Consider the following 22,476-nt stretch of genomic DNA (forward strand, 5'->3'; position numbering starts at 1 on the left):
TATAATATTTTAGTTATATTTTTTATGTAAATATTCTTTAAGCCAGTCTTTTAAGCGCGTTCTTTTTAACTTAAGCAGTTCGTCTGTCTCGCTCATATCCTCGCCGCAAACATTATCGTACTTCAGCATCCTAATTTGGTCGGATGTTAACGGCAGATTTTTAACAATGGGTAACGATAATCTTTCGACTATATTTAAAGATTTTTCTGCTATAAAAGAAGGCGTATGAAGTTTTAATTTCTTGGGAGGGGATAATTCCATAATTAAATCTATCATACCCTCAAAGGTGTAAACATCCGGGCCGCATAGTTGGAAAACCCTGTTCACCGCCTTTTCGTTATATAAAGAATTGTTATATGCATCGGCAATGGAAAAAACATCTATCGGAGCAAATTTAGTTTCTCCCGTTCCGATTATCGGAACAAACACCCTTGTTTTTACTAAATTTATGAGATCGTCAAAAAAAGCCGCATTGTCCCCAAAAATCAAAGAAGGTCTGAAAACCGTCCATTTTAAACCCGAATTTTTAACAAGCGCTTCACCCTCGTATTTTGTAGAAAAGTATTCGGAATCACTAACCGCTGCGCCAAGCGCGCTCATATGGATAAATCTGCCTATGCCGTTTTTCTTTGCCAAATCCAAGAGTATCTTCACATAATCCACATGAACCTTTTGAAATGAGAAACCCGGCTGGCTTCTTATTATCCCGATAAGGTTTATTATTGCGTCAAATCTATTATTGGACAAAAAACCGTTTACGGCATCTTTATCTTCAAGGGTTCCTTCAAAAACTTCGAAGCCCTGTTCTTTTAATTTTGGAATTTTCTTTTTATTACGCTCTAAAAGCGTAACGGAAACGCCAAAAGATTTAATTTTTTCGGATACCGCCGAGCCTGCAAACCCGGTTCCGCCGGTAATAAAAATCCTCATATTCTTCACTCTATAACTGAATTATTTTATTTGCTTGTAATTAAAATAATGAACAGCCTCTATATACCTGACGGTTCCGGTCTTTGACCTCATGACGACGGAGTAAGTCTTTGCCCCGCCCTGAAAAAAATCCACACCCTTGAGATAATCGCCTCCGGTAACGCCCGTTGCAACAAATATGACATCGCCTGCGGCAAGCTCGTTAATATTATATGCTTTATTTAAATCTTTTATTCCCATTTTTACGGCTCGCTCTTTTTCCTCCTCGTTCCTGAATGAAAGCCTGCCCTGCATATCTCCGCCGACGCATCTTAACGCCGCGGCGCCGAGAACGCCTTCGGGAGCGCCGCCGGTACCCATAAGGACATCTATTCCGGAATCCTCTTTTGCCGTTGCTATCGCGCCTGCGACATCCCCGTCCTGAATTAACTTAATCCTTGCTCCTGTTTTTCTTACCTCTTCTATTAAAGCCTTGTGCCTTTCGCGGTTAAGAATAATAACGGTTAAATCCTCGACATATCTGTTTAAAACCTCCGCGATTCTGTGAAGATTTTCGGTTGGGGTAAGATTGATATCTATAGCTCCTTTTGCCTTGGGACCGACGGCTATCTTCTGCATATATGTATCCGGGGCGTGAAGAAAGTTTCCCTTATCGCCTATTGCCATGACGGCAATGGCATTTGGAGCGCTTGTCGCGGCTAATGTCGTTCCTTCTAAAGGATCAACGGCTATATCAACCTTTTGCCCTTTTCCGCTTCCCACTTTTTCTCCGATATAAAGCATGGGTGCTTCGTCTCTTTCACCTTCCCCTATAACGATTGTTCCATCGACATCTATATACTCGAGGGAGCTTCTCATCGATTCGACCGCGGCTCTATCCGCCGCCTTTTCATCCCCTCTGCCGATAAACCTTGCAACGGATATGGCGGCATGCTCCGTAACCCTGACAAATTCGATCGTTAACGCTTTATCATCCATAAATCCTCCCCTGCTTATTCATATACATTATACCTTTTATGTTTTGCCTCATTATACCTTATATTTTATTCTAAAACAAGATATAGGCGACCCCGAAATGCCGCGCATCTTCCGAAGGCGGGAAGAAAAAAAGTGAAGGGGAAAAAAGAAAAAGTTTTACCTGCGCTCAGGAACCCCGTCATATTCATGTAAGTGCGGAGCTAATCTCCTGAAAGGCTTTTCCCTCATCCATTCCTCGAAAACCTGACCGACTAGTCCGGCAGAACGGGCGATAATAAAGAATCCCTTGCCGAGCCTGTAATCGAAACCCATATCGGAAATTATTGCCGCAATGCAGCCGTCAACATTAAGCGGAAGTTTCTGCTCCGGTTTTTTCAGCCTGAATTCATCCGCAATTGCCGCGGCAAGTTTAACATAATTGCCGCCAAAATTTAAATCTCCGGCAACCTCCAGAAGTCTTTTTGTTCGCGGGTCAACCGTATGCAATTTATGACCGTAACCCGCGAGCCTTTTTTTGTTTTTAATTGCGTCATCTACGATATTTTTAGCCATTTCTTCGATGCCCGCAGCCGAGAGGTCTTCTTTCCCCTTCAAATAATCCTGAAACATCCTGGCGGCTTTTTCTATAGCTCCCCCGTGCGCATCGCCGAGAGTCAATATTCCTGCGGCAACCGCGGCATTCAGTGAATTTCCCCCCGAAAATACCGTTCTTGCGGCAACGGCTGAAGGTGTTGCAATACCTGCATCTATACTTGAAACAAAAATGGCATCTAACATTTTTGCCTCGTTTGGCGTAGGCATTTCGCCTTTTAAAAGTAAAAAACAGACTTCGGCATAAGATTTATTGCCGATTAAATTATCGAGATTGTAGCCTCTTATAAGAATCTTTCCATCCTGATTGGATGTAATGGCAGTTCGCCATTCCTTCTGTGAATTTGTTTCGGACATAGATTTAAACTCCTTTTATTTTTATTATGCATTGATTTTAAAACAACACCTCCCTTAGCCTCAACCGCGCAGAAGAAACTAAGGGAGAATGAATTATATTTCTAAATATTGCCGACACGGCTTACTTCAATGTGCTATATAATGGTCTGACATCGTTGGATGAGCTATCCTCAAAATCCCTTTTAACTCCGAGGGAAATCAATGCGTTAACAAGCTCGTGGTAAAATTTCGCGACTTTGATTGTGCCTGTTTTCTTTCCTACTTTCTCAAGCATTTTTATCTTATTTGTCGCCTTTCCCATGCCCCTTTCCACGATTGCGCCTGCATGTCCAAAAGAAACCCCTTCGGGCATCATCTCCTGAAAAACACCTGCGACAAAAACAGCTAAAGGCTTAGTATAGCCGCCTTTGGCAACCAGTTCGGCAACCTGTTCTTCATATGTGCCGCCCGGTTCTCCCATTATAACGCAAGCCTGAACATTTTTGTCTTTTTCCAGTTCGGGCAAAACATCCGCAAATGTCGTGCAGGCTATAACATCGCCCCCCACTGCCAGCGCCATATATATACCAAAGCCCCTTCTTTTAAACATTTCGGATGTGGTAACGGTAAGACCGCCGCTTTTTGAAAGAACGACTATGGAACCGTCTCTAAAAGCAACGCTGGGGTCTTTCCCCCCGATTGCGCCAATCCTGCCCACAGACGGAACAAAACATCCTAAGGATGTCCCGCCGATAATCGTAACTCCTTTTTCTCTTGCAAGTTCGTAAATTATAATGGAATCCCTGATAGGAACATGTTCCGTAATGATGTACATTAACTTAATGCCGTTGTCGATTAATTCATAAACGGCGTCGAGCACGGAAGTGGGAGGGACATATATGAGACCGGTATTTACCGACTGCTTTAATTCCTTAACTTTCAAAGCTTCTTTTACGGTATCGAAAACCGGAACGGGGCAGTCATCTTTAAGAACGGTTTCACCCTTTCCCGGCGTTACGCCGCATTTTACGATACCGGGATAAAGTTTTTCCGATTCTATAACAACTTGGGAAGCCTCTCTGCCCGTGATACCGATTACAATAACACCTGTTCCGTCGTTTAAATACTTAGTACCTTTCATAGAATTAATCTCCAATCATATCATATTTTTAGATTTTAAAATCTCGTAAAGCTTTTGCGGAGCCTCCGTAAGCGGGAGTTCCGAATCGTATATCACGCCGTTTATATTATTTTTTACAAAAGAGTCGTAGAGCATCTTTAATCCCTTTTGATATTCGGGACCGCTTCTTCTGACAACCCATACCAAACCTTCGGGAAATGTTCCGTCCTTTTTCATCTCCTCTATCGCGGAAACAAGACCTTCGCCGAGCGTAACATCTATTCGCGTATTGCTTGCCGTTCCGCCGCACACCAAAATGGCTTTTAGTCCGGGCTTGGAAAGAATGATTTTAGAAATTTTGTTCATCTTTTCCGCCGGCGGATTTCCGCCGATATCGGTAAGATTTGCAGGCTTCATTCCCAGCGCGAAAACCGTTTCTGCCGTGATAGTCGAACCGCCGCCCCCAAATGTCATCATTCCTATGTCGCCGTCTAATTCAACATAAGAACCTGCTTTCCCCCTGTGGTCGTCTCTGTCTATTAAATGGGCCGCCGCTTCCCTTTCGGTAAGAGGTCTTCCCATAGCGCCCCTTGCGGTATATATTTTTGAAGGCGCGATTCTCGCATCGTCGTCTATCATCGTTACCGCATCTATTGCAAGAATCTTTTGTTTTTCGGGGTTTGCCTTATCGCCTGCAATAATTAACGGATTTACCTCTAAAAGCCGGGATTCCGAATTCCAGAATCCCTTATACATATTGGCAATAACCTCGGAAAGCTGTCTCAATACCGCTTTGTCGTCAAATCCGATTTCAACTAAATATTCCCTGACTTTATACGGAAAAAGTCCTTCGAGCGGATTTATCTCAAAGGTAAATATCGTTGACGGATCTTGCTCCTCGATGTCCATTCCGCCCTGAAGCGAAATAACAAAAACCGGGCGCCTCGGTTTTGACGAATATGTAAAGCTAACATATAGCTCCTTTATTATAGCGGCCTTTTCCTGTATGATGACGCTAACCGGTTTTTCCCCGTAAACCTCTGTCTCCATTAAAGCGCTAACATGCTCGTTTGCTTCGTCTCCCGTTTTTGCAAACTTAACGGCGCCGGCTTTCCCTCTTTTTCCGACAAGTACCTGCGATTTTATAACGACGTCGCCGTACTGCTCGACAAAATCCGATATATTTTGTCCGGGATGCTGAACGACTAAATACTTTGGAGTAGGAACACCATATTTTTTAAATATAGTATCGTATGTTTCATATTCGTAAAGTTTCATAAATAATCCTCGTTTTAACTTATCAATCGGCATTCCCGCTAAGCGGCGGGAATGCCGTCTTAATTATTTTTTACATATTCTGAGCAATTCTTTCCGCAAATTGCGAACATTTAACCTCGGTAGCGCCTTCCATCTGTCTTGCAAGGTCATAAGTAACGTATTTCTGCTCTATCGTTTTGTTAATCCCTTTTTCTACAAGGTCTGCCGCTTCTTTCCATCCCATATGTATCAGCATCATAACCGCCGACAGAATTAAAGAACCCGGATTTGCCTTATCCTGATTAGTATATTTGGGAGCAGAACCGTGCGTTGCTTCGAAAACGGCTATGGTATCCGACATATTTGCTCCCGGAGCCATACCTAGTCCGCCTACCTGTGCGGCTAAAGCATCGGACATATAGTCGCCGTTAAGGTTAGGCAATGCAAGGACAGAATACTCGTCGGGACGAAGAAGCCCCTGCTGGAACATGGAATCGGCTATTCTGTCTTTTATAATTATTTTGTTTGTGGAACCGGTAACTTCGGCTTCCGGAATTAACCTGTCGCCAAACTCGGCCTTTGCGAGTTCATATCCCCAATCCTTAAAAGCCCCTTCGGTATATTTCATTATATTACCCTTGTGAACTAAGGTTACGCTGGATTTATTATTGTCAACGGCATACTGTATAGATTTTCTTATAAGCCTTTTTGAGGCAAAAGGCCCCATGGGTTTTATGCCGATAGCGGCATCTTCCCTGATCTTTTCTTTTATCTTTGGATCTAAACCTATTAAGAAATTTCTAAGTTTTTTAGCCTCTTCGCTGCCTGACATAAATTCCACGCCTGCGTAAATATCTTCCGTGTTCTCCCTGAAAATAATCATATCGACTTTTTCCGGGTGCTTAACCGGCGACGGTATTCCCTTGTAATATTTAACAGGTCTTACACAGGCAAAAAGGTCCAGCACCTGCCGGATAGTAACATTTAACGACCTGAATCCTCCTCCAACGGGCGTGGTGAGCGGCCCTTTAATGCTGACGGAATATTCTTTAAATGCGGTAATGGTATCCTCCGGCAGATACTGCCCTTCTCCATATTTCTCAACCGCCTTTTCTCCCGCATAGACCTCAAACCAGTTAATTTTTCTTTTGCCGTCATATGCCTTTTTTACCGCGGCGTTAATAACGATATGCATTGCCCTCGTTAAATCGGCGCCGATTCCGTCTCCTTCGATAAACGGAATAACCGGATCATTTGGAACTTCAAATTTGTTTGGCCCTAAGACCTTAATTTTCGAACCTTCCTTAGGTTCCGTGAGTTTTTGATAAGATGCCATAGATTACCTCCTTATAATCTATTAATTATTAATGTTGTATAACTTTTATAGTACATATAAAAGCCGGAAATTTTATTTATAAACACAAATATCCACATAAAGGTATTGTATTATAAACTTTTATTTTACAGGAATTCTAAGCGCGATTAATTGTTAAAAGGCATAAATACACTCTGGCGAATATTTATCTTTACATGAAAAATTTAGCTGCTAACGATTATAATAAAACATTTTTTTAAAATCAAGTAAAAAATTAAATATGTTAAATAAAATCCTGAAATGAATTCAAGAATCCTTTAAACAATAAAGAGCCAGAATTAAAAAATAAACCGCTGTTTTGCGCCATGATTTCGGAATAGGCATCGGAACGGTACTTGTTTTTTGCGCCGTTTATTTTTGTGGAAAACCCGCAGAACGGGACAGGCTCCGGTGTATGTTTTTTTAATTTCACGGGATTATAGTGGTCGGGTAAAATCATTAAAGTGTATCCGCTAAATTTTCTAAGACCTTCGAGCACGCCGCCGGCGATAAAATTATCGAAATCCTCTATGGCTTTTATTTTTTTGCTTACGCTTCCTTCATGGGAAGCTTCGTCAGGGGCTTCGACATGTATATATATAAAATCGCCCGAGTTTAAAGACTCGATGCCATAATCAACTTTGCCTTTATAATTGGTGTCTAAATATCCCGTAGCTCCCGGAACATTTATAACTTTAAGTCCCGCATATTTACCGATTCCTTTAACAAGATCGACTGCTGAAATAACCGAACCCTCAATGCCGTATTCTTCTTTTATTGTAGGCATAGAAGGCTTGTATCCCTGCCCCCAGAGCCACACGGAATTTGCTGGAAGCTTGCCGGAAGCAATTCTTTTTTTATTAATATCATGATTTTCAAGTATTTTTTCCGCCTTTTGTATTATATTGAGTATGCCGCCGCTTGAAGAATTTCCATGGGGAAGATATTCATCTATTTGTTGATCGGGTATATCATGGGGCGGAACGGTTTTAAGTCCTTTTATATCGATATTTTTAGCAACCATGAGATGCCTGTAGCTAACCCCGGGATAAAATTGAAACCGGCTGTCGCCCAGTTCTTTTTGGAATGTCTCTATTATGCTTTTTGCCTCCTCCGTAGTAATATGCCCGCCGGAATAATCATGCATAATTCTTTTTCCGTTTTCTTCAAGTATATTGACAAGATTAAGCCTGAAAGCGACATCGTCTGCCTCCAATTCTACCCCCATGCTTGCCGCCTCTAAGGGAGACCTTCCCGTATAGTATTTAACGGGATCGTAACCTAATATGGACATTGAACCGATATCGCTTCCAGGCAGGCATCCTTCGGGAATGGTTTTAATTAGACCGGTAACGCCCCGGCTTGCGATAATATCCATATTCGGGGTACGCGCGTACTCCAACGGGGTTTTCCCGCCAAGCTCCTCTAAAGGGAAATCTGCCATACCGTCGGGACATAAAATAATGTATTTATGACTATCCATATATTTAAAATCAAACCTCCTATAATTTATAATTTATAATTCAGGCTAATCCCATAACCTTGAGTACCGAATGTTTATCGCATGGAACAATAATCGGTTCTTTCGAGACCTTTATCGCATTTCCGGGATCTTTAAGCCCGTGACCCGTTAAGGTTAAAACACAAACATCTCCTTTTTTAAAAAATGCTCTTTCGTTTAACTTGATTAAGCCTGCAAGCGTTATTGCCGAAGCCGGTTCGCAAAATATCCCCTCATTTGAGGCAAGCATAGAATAAGCCTTTAATATATCTTCATCGCTCACGGCTTCGATTAAGCCCCCGGATTTATCTCTTGCGGCAACAGCCTTTTGCCAGCTTGCGGGGTTCCCTATTCTAATAGCGGTTGCAACCGTATGCGGTTCTTTTACTATATGATTTAAAACGATAGGGGCGGAGCCTTCTGCCTGAAAACCGAGCATTTTAGGCAGCTTACCCCCCTTTCCTGCTTTAAAATATTCCGTGTATCCATTCCAATATGCGGTTATGTTTCCCGCGTTTCCGACCGGAAGCATGTGATAATCGGGAGCAAAACCAAGCTCGTCTATAATTTCGAAAGCGGCAGTTTTTTGCCCCTCTAACCTGTAAGGATTTACCGAATTTACAAGAGTAACATCGTAATCTCCCGCAATCTCCCTTGTGATAACTAAAGCCTCATCAAAGTTTCCCTGTATCTGCATCACGATAGAACCGTGAACAAGAGCCTGGGATAGTTTGCCTGCGGCGATCTTTCCTTCGGGAATTAAAACAAACGATTTTATTCCCGCCCTCGCGGCATAAGCGGAGGCGGAGGCGGAGGTATTTCCCGTCGAGGCGCAAATAACGGCTTTTGACCCTTCGGAAACGGCTTTGGATACGGCCATGGTCATACCCCTGTCTTTAAAGGAACAGGTTGGATTTAATCCCTCATACTTAAAATATATATCGATGCCGGGATTGATAATTTTATGAATATTCCTTGATTTTATCAAAGGGGTATTGCCTTCGAGAATAGTAATAATATGTTTATCGTCTATTTTAGGCAAAAACTCCCTATATCTTTTTATTATTCCTTCATAATTAGGCACTATCAAAATTACCCTCCTCTAACCCCTCCCGCAAAGGGATGGAAATAACATATCGTTTAAAATCAGAGAAATACCCCCATAATTATTAAAAAACGGCTAATTAATGCGGTCTTCTATTCTTAAAACGACTGTTTTTGCGGAAACCACATCAAGATTATCGCACAATTTTACGCTTTTAAACAGGTCTTCCTCATTGGCTTCATGGGTTGTAATCACTATCGGAACAGAACCCTCGACTTTTCTGCCCTTTTGAATCATGGAGCTGATGCTAATCGAATTCTCACCCAATATACCCGCTATTTTTGCAAGAACGCCCGGCCTGTCCATAGCCGAAAACCTGAGATAATATCTTGAAATTATCTCGTTTTTACTCTTGACTTTAAGTTTATTAATATTTTCCGAAATAATAAAATCGTGATGATTATCGTTGTTTATAATTTTACCGGCGATTTCCATTAAATCTCCCATAACGGCGCTTGCCGTCGGGTTGCCTCCTGCGCCGTATCCTGTTAAACTTAATGGTCCCGCATATTTTGTATTCAAGAAAAATGCGTTAAACACTCCATCGACCTTTGATAAAAGGCAGGAGGAAGGTATTAAGGTAGGATGAACCCTTATTTCTATTCTTGAATCTTCATTTTTAAGTATTCCCAATAGCTTTATGGTATAACCAAGCTCTTTTGAAAAATTGACATCCAAAGGATTTATGTCTTTTATGCCTTCTATTATAACATCTTTTATAGACAAACTTGTGGAAAAGGCGAGCCTCCCGAGAACAACAAGCTTATGGGCGCTGTCGGTGCCGTTTATATCGAGCGAAGGGTCGGCTTCGGCATAACCTTTTTCCTGAGCCTTTTTTAAAACATCTTCAAATTTTCCACCCTCATTTGTCATTTTTGAAAGTATGAAATTTGAGGTTCCATTAATTATGGAATAAACCGATTTTATAGAATCCCCCGCAAGACCGTTTTTTATTGCCCTTAAAATCGGGATTCCTCCGCCGACCGCCGCTTCGAATCCTATGTGGACATTTTTATTCAGACATTGTTTAAATATCTCTTCGCCGTGTTCCGCCAAAAGGGCTTTATTTGCCGTAATAATACTCTTTCCGTTATTTACGGCCTTTGTTATAAAGCCTTTAGCCGGACCGATACCTCCGATAAGTTCTATTATAATATCTATATCTTTATCTTCCAATATTTCGTCAATATTTTTAACCAAAAATCCTTTTACATTTTCGGGGACGGGGTGGCTGTTCCCCCTTGTAAATATCTTTTTAATATTAACGGGGACGGAAAAGAGAGAATTGATTTCTTTCTTTCGCTCATTAAATATATGATACAGGCTTGAAGCGACCGTTCCAAAACCCAGAAGCCCGATATTGATTTCTTTTTTCATGTTTGCGCCCTTTATTATACCGTCTTGTGAAAGTATTCTTCATTGTTAATAAAATGCTTTACGCCTTTTGATGCCTGTCTTATGCGCATTTCATTTTCGACTAAGGCAAAACGGACATATTCGTCGCCATATTCGCCAAACCCGATGCCGGGGGAAACTGCTACTTTTGCCTTATCTAGAAGCAGTTTGGAAAATTCGAGCGATTTTATTCCTGCGTTTAAAAACCGCTCAGGTATTTTTCCCCAAACAAACATCGTTGCCTTAGGCTTTTCAATATTCCATCCTGCTATTTTGAAACTTTCTATTAAAACATCCCTCCTCTTTTTATAATGCAAAACCATTTCCGAAATTGCGTTATGTTTCGTCTCTTCATTTAAAGCAATAATCGAGGCTATCTGGATGGGCTGAAACATCCCGTAATCGAGGTAACTCTTAATTCTCGAAAGCGCATTTATTAAAACCCTGTTTCCTAAAGCATATCCAACCCTGAAACCTGCCATGCTATAACTTTTGGACATGGAAAAAAATTCTACTCCCACATCCTTAGCCCCTTTAGCCTGTAAAAAACTGGGCGCCTTATAGCCGTCAAATGTTAAATCGGCATACGCGTTGTCATGAATTATATATATACCGTTATCCTTTGCAAAATCGACCAATTTTTCAAAAAAATCGAGCTCCGCCGTGATCGTCGTAGGATTATGCGGGAAACTTAATATTATAAACTTGGGTTTCGGCCATGTCTGTTTTAAGGCGGTCATAAGATTTTCAAAAAAATCCTCTCCCGGAATCAAAGGTATGCTTCTGACATCGCCTCCAGCGATAATAACGCTGTAAGCATGTATCGGATAAGTAGGGTTCGGCACAAAAGCAACATCTCCTTTGTTGATTGTTGCAAGCATCAGATGGCTTAAGCCCTCTTTTATGCCCATGGTAACGATAGCCTCGCTATCCGGATCGAGATCGACATCGTAATGTTTTTTATACATATTTACTATGGCAAGCCTTAGCTTATATATGCCTCTGGAAACGGAATATCTGTGATTTCTGGGATTTTTGGAAGCCTCTATTAATTTTTCTATTATATAGCCCGGCGTAGGCGAATCCGGATTGCCCATGCCTAAATCTATAATATCGTCGCCGCGCTTTCTTGCCTCCATTTTTATCTTATTTACCTCTGCAAAAACATAAGGAGGAAGCCTTTTTATAGTTTCAAAATCTTCTATCATAATGAAATTCCCGTAATTTTACACAATTTTATTTAAATTTTAAAACAATCAAAATCATTATAAAGAATGTTTAAAAAATTTTTCTGCGCCGAAAGAACTTCTGACGAGCGGGGCGGAAAAGACATTCTTAATTCCCACTTTTTTTGCATAGTCTTTATATTCGATAAACTTTTTTAAAGGGACAAACCGTTGAACGGGAATATTTTGAAGAGACGGCCTTAAGTACTGCCCTATGGTTATAAAATCTATGCCGTTATCCGCAAGGTCGTCTATCGTTTTAAAAACTTCCCCGTCCTGCTCTCCAAGGCCGACCATAATTCCGGATTTTGTAGTAATATGGGGTCTTTCCTCTTTTACAGTTTTTAATATATTTAGAGACCGCTTATAAGAGCTTGAAGGCCTGATTGTTTTATATAGCCGCTCTGCCGTTTCGATATTGTGTCCGAATATATTTATACCGCTGTCAGCGACATCCATAAAAGCTTTTTCGTTACCGTTAAAATCCGATGTCAGAACCTCGACTGTCCGGCAATCGGTATTCCTTTTAATTGCATCAACGGTTTTAATTATAATACCGGCTCCGCCGTCTTTCAGGTCGTCTCTCGTAACCATAGTAATTACGGCGTGCTTTAAATCAAGAGATTTCACGGCATAAGCTATCTTCTGCGGTTCTAACGGATCGACAACCTGATTTTCGGAGATATAATCTATATTGCAAAAAGGACACCTTCTTGTACATTTATCTCCGAGCAGTAAAAATGTAGCTGTTTTATTTGAGTAACAGAGATTAAGATTGGGACATCTCGAAGAAGAACAAACGGTATTAAGCTCTTTTTCCCTTATTACATGGAAAGTTTTAGAAATATCTTTTTTGGTCTTTATCTTTAAAATTTCGTTTTTTAAATAATCCGGCAGCCTTTTATTCACTTTATAAAAATTATAAAAACTATTGCTAATTTTATTAGACTAAAATCATAATGTATTATATTATATAATAAATATCTTATTGTTTATACCATAATATCTGAACAAATTTCAATTAATAATTTTATTTATGAATTATCATTATGATGTTAAATTTATGGAACTGGCTCTGGGCGAGGCTAAAAAGGCAAAAGAATGCGATGAAGTACCTATCGGCGCTGTTATTGCAATAGACAACAGACTGATTGCATCTTCTTTTAATACTGTGGAAAAAGATAAATCAAGCATAATGCACGCAGAAATAAAGGTAATTTTAGAAGCGCAAAAAAAACTTAATAACTGGAGACTCGAAGGCTGTTCTTTATATGTTACCCTTGAGCCCTGCCTTATGTGCTGCGGCGCAATAGTTTTATCGAGAATAAAAAGGTTGGTTTACGGAACGAGAGATCCAAAAGCAGGAGCCGTAAATTCGCTTTATAGTACACTTAACGATGAAAGGCTTAATCATAATGTAGAAATAGTTGCGGGAATTATGGAGTTAGAATCATCCTTCCTGTTAAAAAATTTTTTTAAAGAAAAAAGAAGAATAAACGGTTAATGTATCCTCGAAAAACCTATTATTACCATTATGACCATAATCAATATATAAATTCTTAAAAACCAGAAGGCTATTTTTATCCATCCCCGTATCTCCGCTCTTTTAAGCGGTATCTTATTGTAATCCAGAAGTCCTTCGTTCTTAACAAACTCTTCCCAATCTTCGTCCAGATTAACCTTTTTTATAATCTTATTTTCGTTCATTTTATTCTCCGTAAATTAAACTTAGAATATAATAAAATAATTAACCAAAGATGCGCGGAAACATTACCGTTAAGCCGTATAATCCGTTCATCAGCATAAGAAATCCGACTATAATAAAAGCGGATATATTTTGCCACGGCCTATTGACATGAACCCCCATTATCTCTTTATCGTTTAACAATAAAAGCAAAAACATCATTGCCGCCGGCATAAAAATGGAAGCTATGACCTGAACGGTTAAATTTAAAAATCCAAGCGGAACATTCGGGATAAGAACTACTGCCCCCGCAAACATGATGCTTACAAGCCCCGGAAGGTAAAAGTGCCAGCCTTTGAGCGGCGGGAGATTTATGCTTCTTGTCCAGCCGAATGCCTCGCCCATAGCCCATGAGGTGCTTGCGGAAATGGCTATCGCGGCTATAAGACCTGCCTCCACAAGCCCAAAAGCAAACAGCTTCATTGCAAGAGGACCCATTTTTAAAGAGACGATAGAAAGAATATTTTGTATATCCAGCTTAGCGGTGCTATTCGCGCTATAAGCCGTAAAACCGGTTATTATAATTATTGCGATAGCGACTATTATCATAACAAAAGAACCTATAAAGGTATCTATCTGTCCGTCTCTGATATCTTTGACGGTAAGCCCTTTATCCACAACCGAAGACTGCTGAAAAAATAACATCCACGGGGCGATGGTAGTCCCCAGATTTGCCAGAATCACATATATAAAAAGCGAACTTACTCCGCCGGGTATATGCCATGAGGCAAAGCTTTTCGCAACGGCTCCCCAGTGGAGATGCGGGACAAAAAAGACTAACGGAATAAAAACCAGATTAAATGCCGCAATGCTTAAGCTAATCCACTCCCATGTAAAATAACGCAAAAATAGTTGAATAGATGCGATAATGACAACAGCCGTTATCGACGAAATTATCGGAGATACTCCAAAAACCTCCATGCCAAGCGTAATCCCGATAAATTCCGTTATCAATGTTAAAATATTTGCAACGACAAGGTCGAAAAGACTAAACAGCCCCCAAAATTTTCCATATCTTTTCCATATCATTTCGGCATGCCCCCTGTGCGTAACGGCGCCTAACCTGACGGTCATCTCCTGAACTATATAGGCAACCGGAAGCATTAATACCATAAATGGAATAAAAAATCCAATTCCGAATATAGCGCCTGTTTGCGCATAGGTTATAACCCCGCCTGCATCGTTGTCGGCAATCATAACCAATATACCTGGACCTATTAATGCAAGCAACAGGCAAAGCCTGGAAAAATAACCATATTTTTGCCGCATAAGATGAACCTTAAGCCTGTCGACCGCCCTGAGCTTTATATCGACAGGCAGTTCGTCCAGTTTATTTTTGTAATCTTCTTTCAATTTTCGCCTCCGCATTTAAAAATTATGTGGATAATTTAAGGCATTTAAGGCATTGAGCCGCATAAGGTTGAACGCTTTATAAACGCCGAGGGAGAAAAATGGTGCAAGGATTAAAAGAAATATTGCCAAGCAGGCTTTACGGATTTTATCCTTTAACATTTTTTTCTCTCTTTATAAGTAACTTTAACTGCTTACCTGAAAGAGAGAAATATTAAAAGATTATACAAAGCGGATTAAATCAGATAAATTGACGAGGCAGGTGAAAAATTTGTATTTTTTAATATTAGACTCTTAAATAATGAGCTAAAGCCACTTCCTGTATTTGTTAAACAACAATGACAGATGATAGTGTGATAGTTACTACTGTCGGGCTCACTTCGCATAAATAACTCCTCTATTTAAATTTTATAAAATATTATCCTTTTTATTTGCTTTTTATTTGCACTTATATTTTAAAGTATGCTATTTTATAAAAACTATGTCAAGACAAATTTTAAAATAAATTTTAAAATAGATAAAAATAAAAAATTTATGTCCCCGTCCATTGCCATCGGCATTTTTGGTATAATAATAATCCTTGGTTTTTTGGGAGAAATACTGTTTCAATACACCAAGCTGCCCTCCATATTATTTTTAATGGCCGCGGGACTGCTGCTCGGCCCAATCTATCACCTGTTTAACCAAGATGTTTTTTTATCCTTCGCTCCTTATCTAAGCACATTGGTTTTAGTTTTAATTATGTTCCAGGGCGGGCTCGAACTCAATTTTCTTACCGTTTTTAAGTCTTCTTTTGTTTCGATGATTTTGATTCTATCGGGTCTGATTCTTTCAACAGTCTTTGTCGGCGTTATTTTTTATATAATGGGCGGAGCGGATTTCATTCAATCGCTTATGCTTGGAACTATCGTCTCATGTTCCAGTTCGACCGTTATAATACCTCTTTTGCCCAATATTAACGCAAGCGAAAAAAGCAAAACCGTAATCGCTATCGAATCTACATTTAACGACGCGTTTGCGATAATACTGCTAATTATACTTATAAGTATCGCAAAACATGCTTCCATAAACATGAATTACGGTAAAATAGCCTTTCAAACCGCGTATTCTTTCGGCATATCCGGGCTTATAGCCACGGTATTAGGGATTGTCTGGTATATGGCGCTTAAGGTTCTCGTAAAAACAAAATTTGCCTACGGGGTCACGTTTGCCGCTATGCTCGTTCTTGTTTTAATTATGCACTATGTCCACGGAAACGGCGCAATTGCCATACTCGTCTTTGGAATAATAATGGGCAACGAAGACTTGCTGAACAGGTTTAAAATTAACTTTTTTAATATGAGTATAAAAAATTCCGTCATAAAACAGTTTAACCATGAGTTCTCATTCCTTATAAGGACGGTATTTTTTGTATTTTTGGGCGTTGTGGTAGAGCTGGCAAATTTAAACTGGGAGTTTTTTGACAGATTTTTTATAATAATTGTCCTGATTATTTTATCCCGCTATATTGCGGTATGGATAGCTTTTAAATTAGAGAATAATAAAAAGATAAAAGATGCGCCGCCTACCCCTAAGGAAGAACGGTTTTTCATGCTCTCAATGATCGGGAGGGCTCTGGCAACAGCTATTATGGCTTATATGCCTTTAAACGAGGGCATCCCTGGAACATCCGCATTTCCGGAATATGCCTTTCTGGTAATCATAACCACGAATATATTACTTACGGTTGGGGTTTTTATATACAGCAGAAAGGCTAAAAACGCCGCTCCGCAAGCAATTGACGCAAACTTAAGTAAAACCCCCGAAACAAACCCTTAAAAATAAAAAGGCGGGGAATGTAAACCCGCCTTTTAAATATTTATATTTACTTACCTAATCCAGATTTAGATTAATGCCATAAAATTAAAACTATCGGGATTATTAAGATGGTAAAGATGTTTACGACCTTTATCATAGGGTTAATAGCCGGCCCAGCCGTATCTTTATAGGGGTCGCCGACAGTATCGCCGGTTACGGCAGCCTTATGAGCTTCACTGCCTTTGCGGTATGTTTGCCCGTTATATTCAAATCCTTTTTCTATTAATTTTTTTGCGTTATCCCATGCCGCACCGCCGCTCGTCATAGAGATAGCGACAAAAAGCCCCGATATGATAGTTCCCAATAAAATTCCGCCGAGAACCTGCGGTCCCATCGTAAGACCGAAAACTATCGGGCCTGCGATAGGTATGAACGCCGGCAATATCATTTCTCTAAGCGAAGACTTGGTAACTATATCGACGCATTTGCCGTATTCCGGCTTGCCGGTGCCTTCCATAATGCCGGGAATCTCTTTAAACTGTCTTCTGACCTCTACTACTATATCTCCAGCGGCTTTACCTACGGATTTCATTGCAAGGGAAGCAAAAATGTACGGAAGCATTGCGCCTAAGAAAAGCCCTATTAAAACTTTGGGCTGAGCTATGGAAAACGATATATCCGGAATGCCGACTTTAATCAAATCGGAATATTCTCCGAAAAGAACTATTGCGGCAAGAGCCGCCGAGCCGATAGCGTATCCTTTCGTTACGGCTTTGGTCGTATTGCCTACCGCATCAAGCGCATCGGTGGTTTCCCTGACGTCTTCCGGAAGTTCGCTCATTTCGGCGATACCCCCAGCATTATCGGTAATAGGTCCGAACGAATCGACCGCTATTACCATGCCTGCCATCGAGAGCATACTGGAAGCGGCAATCGCAACGCCGTAAAACCCTGCGAAATGATAAGAAAGCAAAATGCCGAAAGCGATTGCGATAACAGGAAGGGCGGTTGACATCTGTCCTACGGCAAGCCCTGCGATAATATTTGTTCCGTGACCGGTAGTAGAAGCCTTAGCTATAGATTTTACCGGCGAAAAGCTAGTCGAAGTAAAATAGTCGGTAATGACGATGATAAGCCCTGTTAATACTAAGCCTACCAATGCCGAATAATAATAATCTATTGCCGAATAATCGCCGACGCCTTTCATAAAATACATCGTGAAAAAATAATATACTATAGCGGAAATTATTCCGGTTGCAAATAATCCTTTATATAAACCCTGCATAATCTTTTCTTTTGTGGGAGCGCTTACGAAAAAAACGCCTATTATAGAAGTAAATACGGCTATACCGCCAAGCAAAAGCGGATAAAGTATCGCCTTCATTAATGCGCTTTCGCCGTAACCGTGTCCTCTAAAAACGGAATAAGCTAATAAAATAGAAGCTATTATCGTCACCGAAAAAGTTTCGAATACGTCAGCCGCCATACCTGCACAGTCGCCTACGTTGTCTCCGACCTGGTCTGCTATAACTGCAGGGTTCCTTGGGTCGTCTTCGGGAATACCAGCTTCGACTTTTCCGACTAAGTCCGCTCCGACGTCTGCGGCTTTAGTATAAATACCGCCGCCGAGCCTTGCAAAAACCGATATAAGACTGCACCCGAAAGCAAAGCCTATTAACGAATTTATTACTCCGCCAAGACCGCCTATCGAATGACCGATAAGCATAAAGACCGATATACCCAGAACACCGAGACCGAGAACCATTAAACCGGTGACCGAACCGCCTTTAAATGCAAACTTTAAAGCTGGTTTGACTCCTTTGTGGGCTATCTGAGCCGTTCTAATATTTGCCCTTACGGCGTTAAACATTCCGAGATAACCGGCAAGAGCCGATAAAATTGCCCCGAGTAAAAAACCGGATGCCGTTAGAATTCCAAACTGCGGTATCCAGATTCCGCCGACAAAAATTAAGACAAAAATAATAATTCCGACGATAGCAACGGTTCTGTACTGCCTGTTAAGAAAAGCCGTTGCGCCCTCCTGGATAGCTTTTGCAATCTGCTTCATTTTCTCGGAACCTTCATCATGCTTCAACGCCCATATCGTTACCGATATGCTGTAGATAACGGCGATAAGACCGGCAATGATTCCAAAAATCATAGCTTTGTCAAAGACATTCATGTCCAAAAACCCCCCGATTAAATTTTAATGAAATTAAATTTAACAAATATGCTGAACATATTAACTAATTTCAACGTTATTAAGGCTTTTAGCTTTTTCTTTTAAATTTGCAAAATAAATTGCGACTGGTCTGTATGCCAAATGCGACCATTTGGAAAAAGGGACCTCTATGACTAACATGGGAAATAAAATCATCAGATGAACTATATATATATAAAATATCGAAGAAACCGGGAAATTATATACTATGGCGGCGCGCAGTATTATTCCGCTGACGCCGGTTAAAAATAACAAGATTACGAACATCCAGTCGGTATGATGAGAGAATTTGCTCCTTTCTATTTTCTTGGTAAGCCTCTTAATTACAAAATAAACGGTACCGAATATAAGTCCTATGCTGGCAAAATAATCGAATAAAATTATGTGGAGATACGGAAGGCTGTTTTCAGCCTGAAACCAGTCCAAAAAGAACACTATGCCGACAAACAGTACCACATAACTAATCATAAGAAAAAGATGCGTCAGCCAGAAATTGTATTTTCCGGTCGCAAGTTTTTTAGAAGAAGATTCCTCTGAATCGTCGCATTTTGCATATCTGTATTGTGTAAAAAAATTGAACATTAACGACCAGCCTTCGGTAAAATAAAGTTTTAGAGGAATTTTTACGCCCCTATCGCTTAAAACCGTTTTTCTGAACATATTATAAATAAAAGACGTCAGCATTACTCCCAGAAATACCGTAATCGGCCAGTCAAAAAAATAATCGATTTTATCGGGAGATACCGCCTGTTCCAGAGTAGCGCCTGCCGCGGGATGTAACCCGAAAAGCACAGCCCATTCTATTAAAACCCCCAGAGCGACTATCAATATCGCAATATATTCCGCATATTTAGATTTGTATAAAATTTTTGATATCCCCGTCCAGTCATATGCGCTTATTAAGAACCGGCGAAGGGACATCATTAATTCTCCTGGCTCGGCTTTTCTCGGGCAGTTTTTGGAACATTCTCCGCAGTAATAACATAGCCAAGGGTCTAAGTCGCTTACTAACTGCTCTTTCATTCCCCATCCCGCAAGTATCATTTCCTTTCTAGGAAACGGTCTGTCTTCCGTCGATAATGGGCAAACCGCCGAGCATGTTCCGCACTGGAAACATTTTTTGAAATTGCTTTCACCAACTTCGTTTATATATTCAACTAACTCGTTGTCAGTTTTTATTACGGTATTTTTCAAAATAACCCCCCCCCTTCTTAAAAACCTTTATATGGATTTGGCCCAAGCGATTTAACTTTATTAACGAAATCTTCCACTATTTCAGGCAATTTCATATAGTCTGTATATTCTAGCTGAACCTGTCTGACTCTTTCTTCCTCAAGAACCAGCCTTGTAAGAGTTTCTTTAAGATTTACCATTCTATACGATGCAAGCTCCGAACCCTTTACGAAATGACACTGGTAATCGTCGCCGAATTTACACCCTAACAAAAGTATTCCGTCAATACCCTTAGAAAGGGCATCGGCATACCAGACATTGTTGATAGATCCCAGACATCTTACAGGCACAACTCTGATATTAGAAGATAAATTTATTTTATTAAGCCCTAATATATCAAGCGCCGGATACGCGTCGTTTTCACATGCGAATACTAGTATTCTGTAATTCTCATCCGTAGGGTCTTCCGGAACATATAAGCTTTTTATCATCGAGCCAATAATATCAGGCGAATAGTTTTTGAAAGATATAATTCTTACAGGACATGCGCCCATACAGACGCCGCACCTTCTGCACCTTTCGGGATTAGGTTTCGGCGTTCCTTTTTCATCCTCGTCTATTGCGCCGAAAGGACATTCCTCCGTGCATCTTTTACACTGGGTGCACCTCGGAAGGTCGAAAAACGGATATGTCATATCGTTCGAACGGGGATGAACCGCCTTGCCTTTAGAAGTCTGTCTAATACACTGCACCGCTTTTAAAACGGCCCCTTTTGCATCGTCCACCGAAAAAACGGTGTCAAGAGGCATCCTGACGGAACCAGCAGGATATATTCCCGTCCTTCTCGATTCGTAAGGAAAACATATAAAATTAGAATCCGGAAACCCGTAAGCCAGTTCCGGCATTTCTTTTCCCTGCCTGTATGCAAGATTCAATATTCCGCTTTTATTTATCTGAGCAGATGCGCCGGAATTTACCGCCGCACAAGAAGCCGCTTCGGCTCCTGCCGTTACCGTCCCTGCCGATGCGTTTACCTCTAATTTTATATCCTGATTCAGTATGGTTTCGCCGGAATTAGGAACCATTCCGGACGCAAGCACGACCATCTCGACATTTAAATCCATATCCCCGCCGAATAGGGTATCTTTAACTTTTACATTGATAATATTATTCCCTTCGTCGTAAGAAACGCCGTAAACAATGCCTTTAACCATAAAAATACCTTCGTCGTTCTGCATTTTTCTATAAAAATTCTCATATTCTCCGGGAGTTCTCATATCTTTATATATTATATAAACATTTGCGTTTGGATTATTTTTTCTGATTAAAGCCGCTTCTTTAAGCGATGACATACAGCATACTGTTGAACAGTAAGGCAGATGGTTTTCGTCCCTTGAACCCGCGCACTGGATAAATGCGATAGATTTAACCGCCTTCCCGTTGGATTTTCTTTTTACGGCAAAACTTTCCGTTGTGCCGTTTTCGGAAAGTTCGGAATACAACTCCTCAAGTTCAATGTTAGTTAATATATCAGAGGTCAAACCGTATCCTAAGTAATCGAGTTTTTTTGCATCGTAAGGTTTCCAGCCCGTCGCTACGACGATAGAGCCTATAGTTTCGTTTATAACTTCAGCTTTACTATCTCCAGCCTCCGGCTCTATCTCAATGCTAAATTTTCCTGGAGCGCCCGATACGGACTTTATTTTAGAATTTTTATAGATTTTAATTTTTTTTGAATTTTCGACGGTATTTATAAGTCCGTCAAGTCCCTCTTTTATCCAGATGTTTTTATCGAAGGGGGGATTAGTTTCCCATTTTTTATATTTTGAATACGGAAACCCGCCTAAATTAGATTTTTTCTCGACTAAAACAACGTCATAGCCGGCTTTTGCCGAATTTATCGCCGCGTTAAGACCTGTGACGCCTCCTCCTACCACAAGAACGGTTTTATTTAAATCCTGAATAAGAGGTTCAGGAAAGGCAGCTTTTTTAGCTCTCGAAGCGCCCATATTTACATAATCTTCGGCAAGAAGCTGCGTATTATTGTCGTTTGGCAGACTAATCCAGATTACATGCTCTCTGAGGTTGACTCTTTCGGTATGAATAGAAAGCGGGTCAAAATTAAATACGTCCTGCTTGGCGCGCATCGAACAGGCGGCTATTACCAATTTATTTATCTTTTTTTCCGAAATATCGTTTTTTATAAGATTTACGCCTTCCGGTCCGCAAAGAAATTCATGGCTTACGCATACAACTGGCTTACTCGAATCCTTTGCTGTATTGACTAACCTTTCCACATTAAGATTTTTCCCTATATCGCAGCCGGAACATATATAAATCCCTAAATTATTATCCATTTTCACTCCTCTTTCGAATATGTCTTTTTTCTTTATCTTTT

General features: G+C 40.5%; 18 protein-coding genes. 2 read left to right on the plus strand and 16 right to left on the minus strand.

Annotated elements, in window-relative coordinates:
• Positions 1-9: 9 nt before the first annotated feature.
• The 11 genes from EVJ47_01405 to lipA all read right to left on the minus strand — a co-directional run bounded on the left by EVJ47_01405 (position 10) and on the right by lipA (position 12,732).
• Positions 10-930 (minus strand): NAD-dependent epimerase/dehydratase family protein, encoded by a 921-nt coding sequence (locus EVJ47_01405; GenBank protein RZD14965.1) that lies wholly within the window; start codon positions 928-930, stop codon positions 10-12.
• A gap of 21 nt (positions 931-951) precedes the next feature.
• Positions 952-1,908: a class II fructose-bisphosphatase gene (gene glpX / locus EVJ47_01410; GenBank protein ID RZD14966.1), complete on the minus strand. Its 957-nt coding sequence runs from the start codon at positions 1,906-1,908 to the stop codon at positions 952-954.
• A gap of 156 nt (positions 1,909-2,064) precedes the next feature.
• Positions 2,065-2,856, minus strand: coding sequence for a citryl-CoA lyase (locus EVJ47_01415; GenBank protein ID RZD14967.1), 792 nt, complete (start codon positions 2,854-2,856; stop codon positions 2,065-2,067).
• Positions 2,857-2,977: 121 nt separating this feature from the next.
• Positions 2,978-3,976, minus strand: coding sequence for a succinyl-CoA synthetase subunit alpha (locus EVJ47_01420; GenBank protein RZD14968.1), 999 nt, complete (start codon positions 3,974-3,976; stop codon positions 2,978-2,980).
• A 15-nt stretch (positions 3,977-3,991) separates the two neighbouring features.
• Complete coding sequence (locus EVJ47_01425) at positions 3,992-5,233, minus strand: succinate--CoA ligase subunit beta (GenBank protein RZD14969.1); 1,242 nt, start codon at positions 5,231-5,233, stop codon at positions 3,992-3,994.
• Positions 5,234-5,303: 70 nt separating this feature from the next.
• Positions 5,304-6,548: an isocitrate dehydrogenase (NADP(+)) gene (icd, locus tag EVJ47_01430; protein ID RZD14970.1), complete on the minus strand. Its 1,245-nt coding sequence runs from the start codon at positions 6,546-6,548 to the stop codon at positions 5,304-5,306.
• 262 nt (positions 6,549-6,810) lie between these two features.
• Positions 6,811-8,049 (minus strand): cofactor-independent phosphoglycerate mutase, encoded by a 1,239-nt coding sequence (locus EVJ47_01435; protein ID RZD14971.1) that lies wholly within the window; start codon positions 8,047-8,049, stop codon positions 6,811-6,813.
• Between the two features lie 40 nt (positions 8,050-8,089).
• Positions 8,090-9,151: a threonine synthase gene (locus EVJ47_01440; protein RZD14972.1), complete on the minus strand. Its 1,062-nt coding sequence runs from the start codon at positions 9,149-9,151 to the stop codon at positions 8,090-8,092.
• Positions 9,152-9,247: 96 nt separating this feature from the next.
• Positions 9,248-10,549: a homoserine dehydrogenase gene (locus tag EVJ47_01445; GenBank protein ID RZD14973.1), complete on the minus strand. Its 1,302-nt coding sequence runs from the start codon at positions 10,547-10,549 to the stop codon at positions 9,248-9,250.
• A gap of 14 nt (positions 10,550-10,563) precedes the next feature.
• The gene (locus tag EVJ47_01450) at positions 10,564-11,772 is read right to left on the minus strand and encodes an aminotransferase class I/II-fold pyridoxal phosphate-dependent enzyme (protein ID RZD15534.1); all 1,209 of its coding nucleotides are present in this window, start codon (positions 11,770-11,772) and stop codon (positions 10,564-10,566) included.
• Positions 11,773-11,832: 60 nt separating this feature from the next.
• Positions 11,833-12,732, minus strand: coding sequence for a lipoyl synthase (lipA, locus tag EVJ47_01455; GenBank protein ID RZD14974.1), 900 nt, complete (start codon positions 12,730-12,732; stop codon positions 11,833-11,835).
• Between the two features lie 97 nt (positions 12,733-12,829).
• Here lipA and EVJ47_01460 point away from each other — a divergent pair, with 97 nt between their 5' ends.
• Positions 12,830-13,297 (plus strand): nucleoside deaminase, encoded by a 468-nt coding sequence (locus EVJ47_01460; protein RZD14975.1) that lies wholly within the window; start codon positions 12,830-12,832, stop codon positions 13,295-13,297.
• Here the strand turns inward: EVJ47_01460 and EVJ47_01465 are convergent.
• Together EVJ47_01465 and EVJ47_01470 are read right to left on the minus strand one after the other, a co-directional pair.
• The gene (locus tag EVJ47_01465; GenBank protein ID RZD14976.1) at positions 13,294-13,500 is read right to left on the minus strand and encodes a hypothetical protein; all 207 of its coding nucleotides are present in this window, start codon (positions 13,498-13,500) and stop codon (positions 13,294-13,296) included. The genes EVJ47_01460 and EVJ47_01465 overlap by 4 nt on opposite strands.
• Before the next feature lie 40 nt (positions 13,501-13,540).
• Entirely contained in the window at positions 13,541-14,905 is a 1,365-nt protein-coding gene (locus EVJ47_01470; GenBank protein RZD14977.1) for a divalent metal cation transporter, read from the minus strand.
• Positions 14,906-15,349: 444 nt separating this feature from the next.
• Here EVJ47_01470 and EVJ47_01475 point away from each other — a divergent pair, with 444 nt between their 5' ends.
• Entirely contained in the window at positions 15,350-16,705 is a 1,356-nt protein-coding gene (locus EVJ47_01475; protein RZD14978.1) for a hypothetical protein, read from the plus strand.
• Between the two features lie 70 nt (positions 16,706-16,775).
• Here EVJ47_01475 and EVJ47_01480 read toward each other — a convergent pair whose 3' ends face one another.
• From EVJ47_01480 to EVJ47_01490, 3 genes are all read right to left on the minus strand, one after another.
• On the minus strand, positions 16,776-18,845 hold the full coding sequence (locus EVJ47_01480; protein RZD15535.1) for a sodium-translocating pyrophosphatase: 2,070 nt from the start codon (positions 18,843-18,845) through the stop codon (positions 16,776-16,778).
• 81 nt (positions 18,846-18,926) lie between these two features.
• Positions 18,927-20,099 (minus strand): 4Fe-4S dicluster domain-containing protein, encoded by a 1,173-nt coding sequence (locus EVJ47_01485; protein ID RZD14979.1) that lies wholly within the window; start codon positions 20,097-20,099, stop codon positions 18,927-18,929.
• Positions 20,100-20,116: 17 nt separating this feature from the next.
• On the minus strand, positions 20,117-22,435 hold the full coding sequence (locus EVJ47_01490) for a hydrogenase iron-sulfur subunit (protein ID RZD14980.1): 2,319 nt from the start codon (positions 22,433-22,435) through the stop codon (positions 20,117-20,119).
• Positions 22,436-22,476 lie beyond the last annotated feature (41 nt).

Origin of the sequence: Candidatus Acidulodesulfobacterium ferriphilum (assembly GCA_004195035.1) — a bacterium.
GTDB lineage: Bacteria > SZUA-79 > SZUA-79 > Acidulodesulfobacterales > Acidulodesulfobacteraceae > Acidulodesulfobacterium > Acidulodesulfobacterium ferriphilum.

Excerpts from the sequence above, each read along its gene's own strand:
- EVJ47_01435 (RZD14971.1), bottom strand. The coding sequence starts at position 8,049 with ATGGATAGTCATAAATACATTATTTTATGTCCCGACGGTATGGCAGAT.
- EVJ47_01465 (RZD14976.1), bottom strand. The coding sequence starts at position 13,500 with ATGAACGAAAATAAGATTATAAAAAAGGTTAATCTGGACGAAGATTGG.
- EVJ47_01445 (RZD14973.1), bottom strand. The coding sequence starts at position 10,549 with ATGAAAAAAGAAATCAATATCGGGCTTCTGGGTTTTGGAACGGTCGCT.
- icd (RZD14970.1), bottom strand. The coding sequence starts at position 6,548 with ATGGCATCTTATCAAAAACTCACGGAACCTAAGGAAGGTTCGAAAATT.
- EVJ47_01475 (RZD14978.1), top strand. The coding sequence starts at position 15,350 with ATGCTATTTTATAAAAACTATGTCAAGACAAATTTTAAAATAAATTTT.
- EVJ47_01490 (RZD14980.1), bottom strand. The coding sequence starts at position 22,435 with ATGGATAATAATTTAGGGATTTATATATGTTCCGGCTGCGATATAGGG.
- EVJ47_01470 (RZD14977.1), bottom strand. The coding sequence starts at position 14,905 with ATGCGGAGGCGAAAATTGAAAGAAGATTACAAAAATAAACTGGACGAA.
- EVJ47_01415 (RZD14967.1), bottom strand. The coding sequence starts at position 2,856 with ATGTCCGAAACAAATTCACAGAAGGAATGGCGAACTGCCATTACATCC.
- EVJ47_01405 (RZD14965.1), bottom strand. The coding sequence starts at position 930 with ATGAGGATTTTTATTACCGGCGGAACCGGGTTTGCAGGCTCGGCGGTA.
- EVJ47_01480 (RZD15535.1), bottom strand. The coding sequence starts at position 18,845 with ATGATTTTTGGAATCATTGCCGGTCTTATCGCCGTTATCTACAGCATA.
- EVJ47_01420 (RZD14968.1), bottom strand. The coding sequence starts at position 3,976 with ATGAAAGGTACTAAGTATTTAAACGACGGAACAGGTGTTATTGTAATC.
- EVJ47_01460 (RZD14975.1), top strand. The coding sequence starts at position 12,830 with ATGAATTATCATTATGATGTTAAATTTATGGAACTGGCTCTGGGCGAG.
- glpX (RZD14966.1), bottom strand. The coding sequence starts at position 1,908 with ATGGATGATAAAGCGTTAACGATCGAATTTGTCAGGGTTACGGAGCAT.
- EVJ47_01425 (RZD14969.1), bottom strand. The coding sequence starts at position 5,233 with ATGAAACTTTACGAATATGAAACATACGATACTATATTTAAAAAATAT.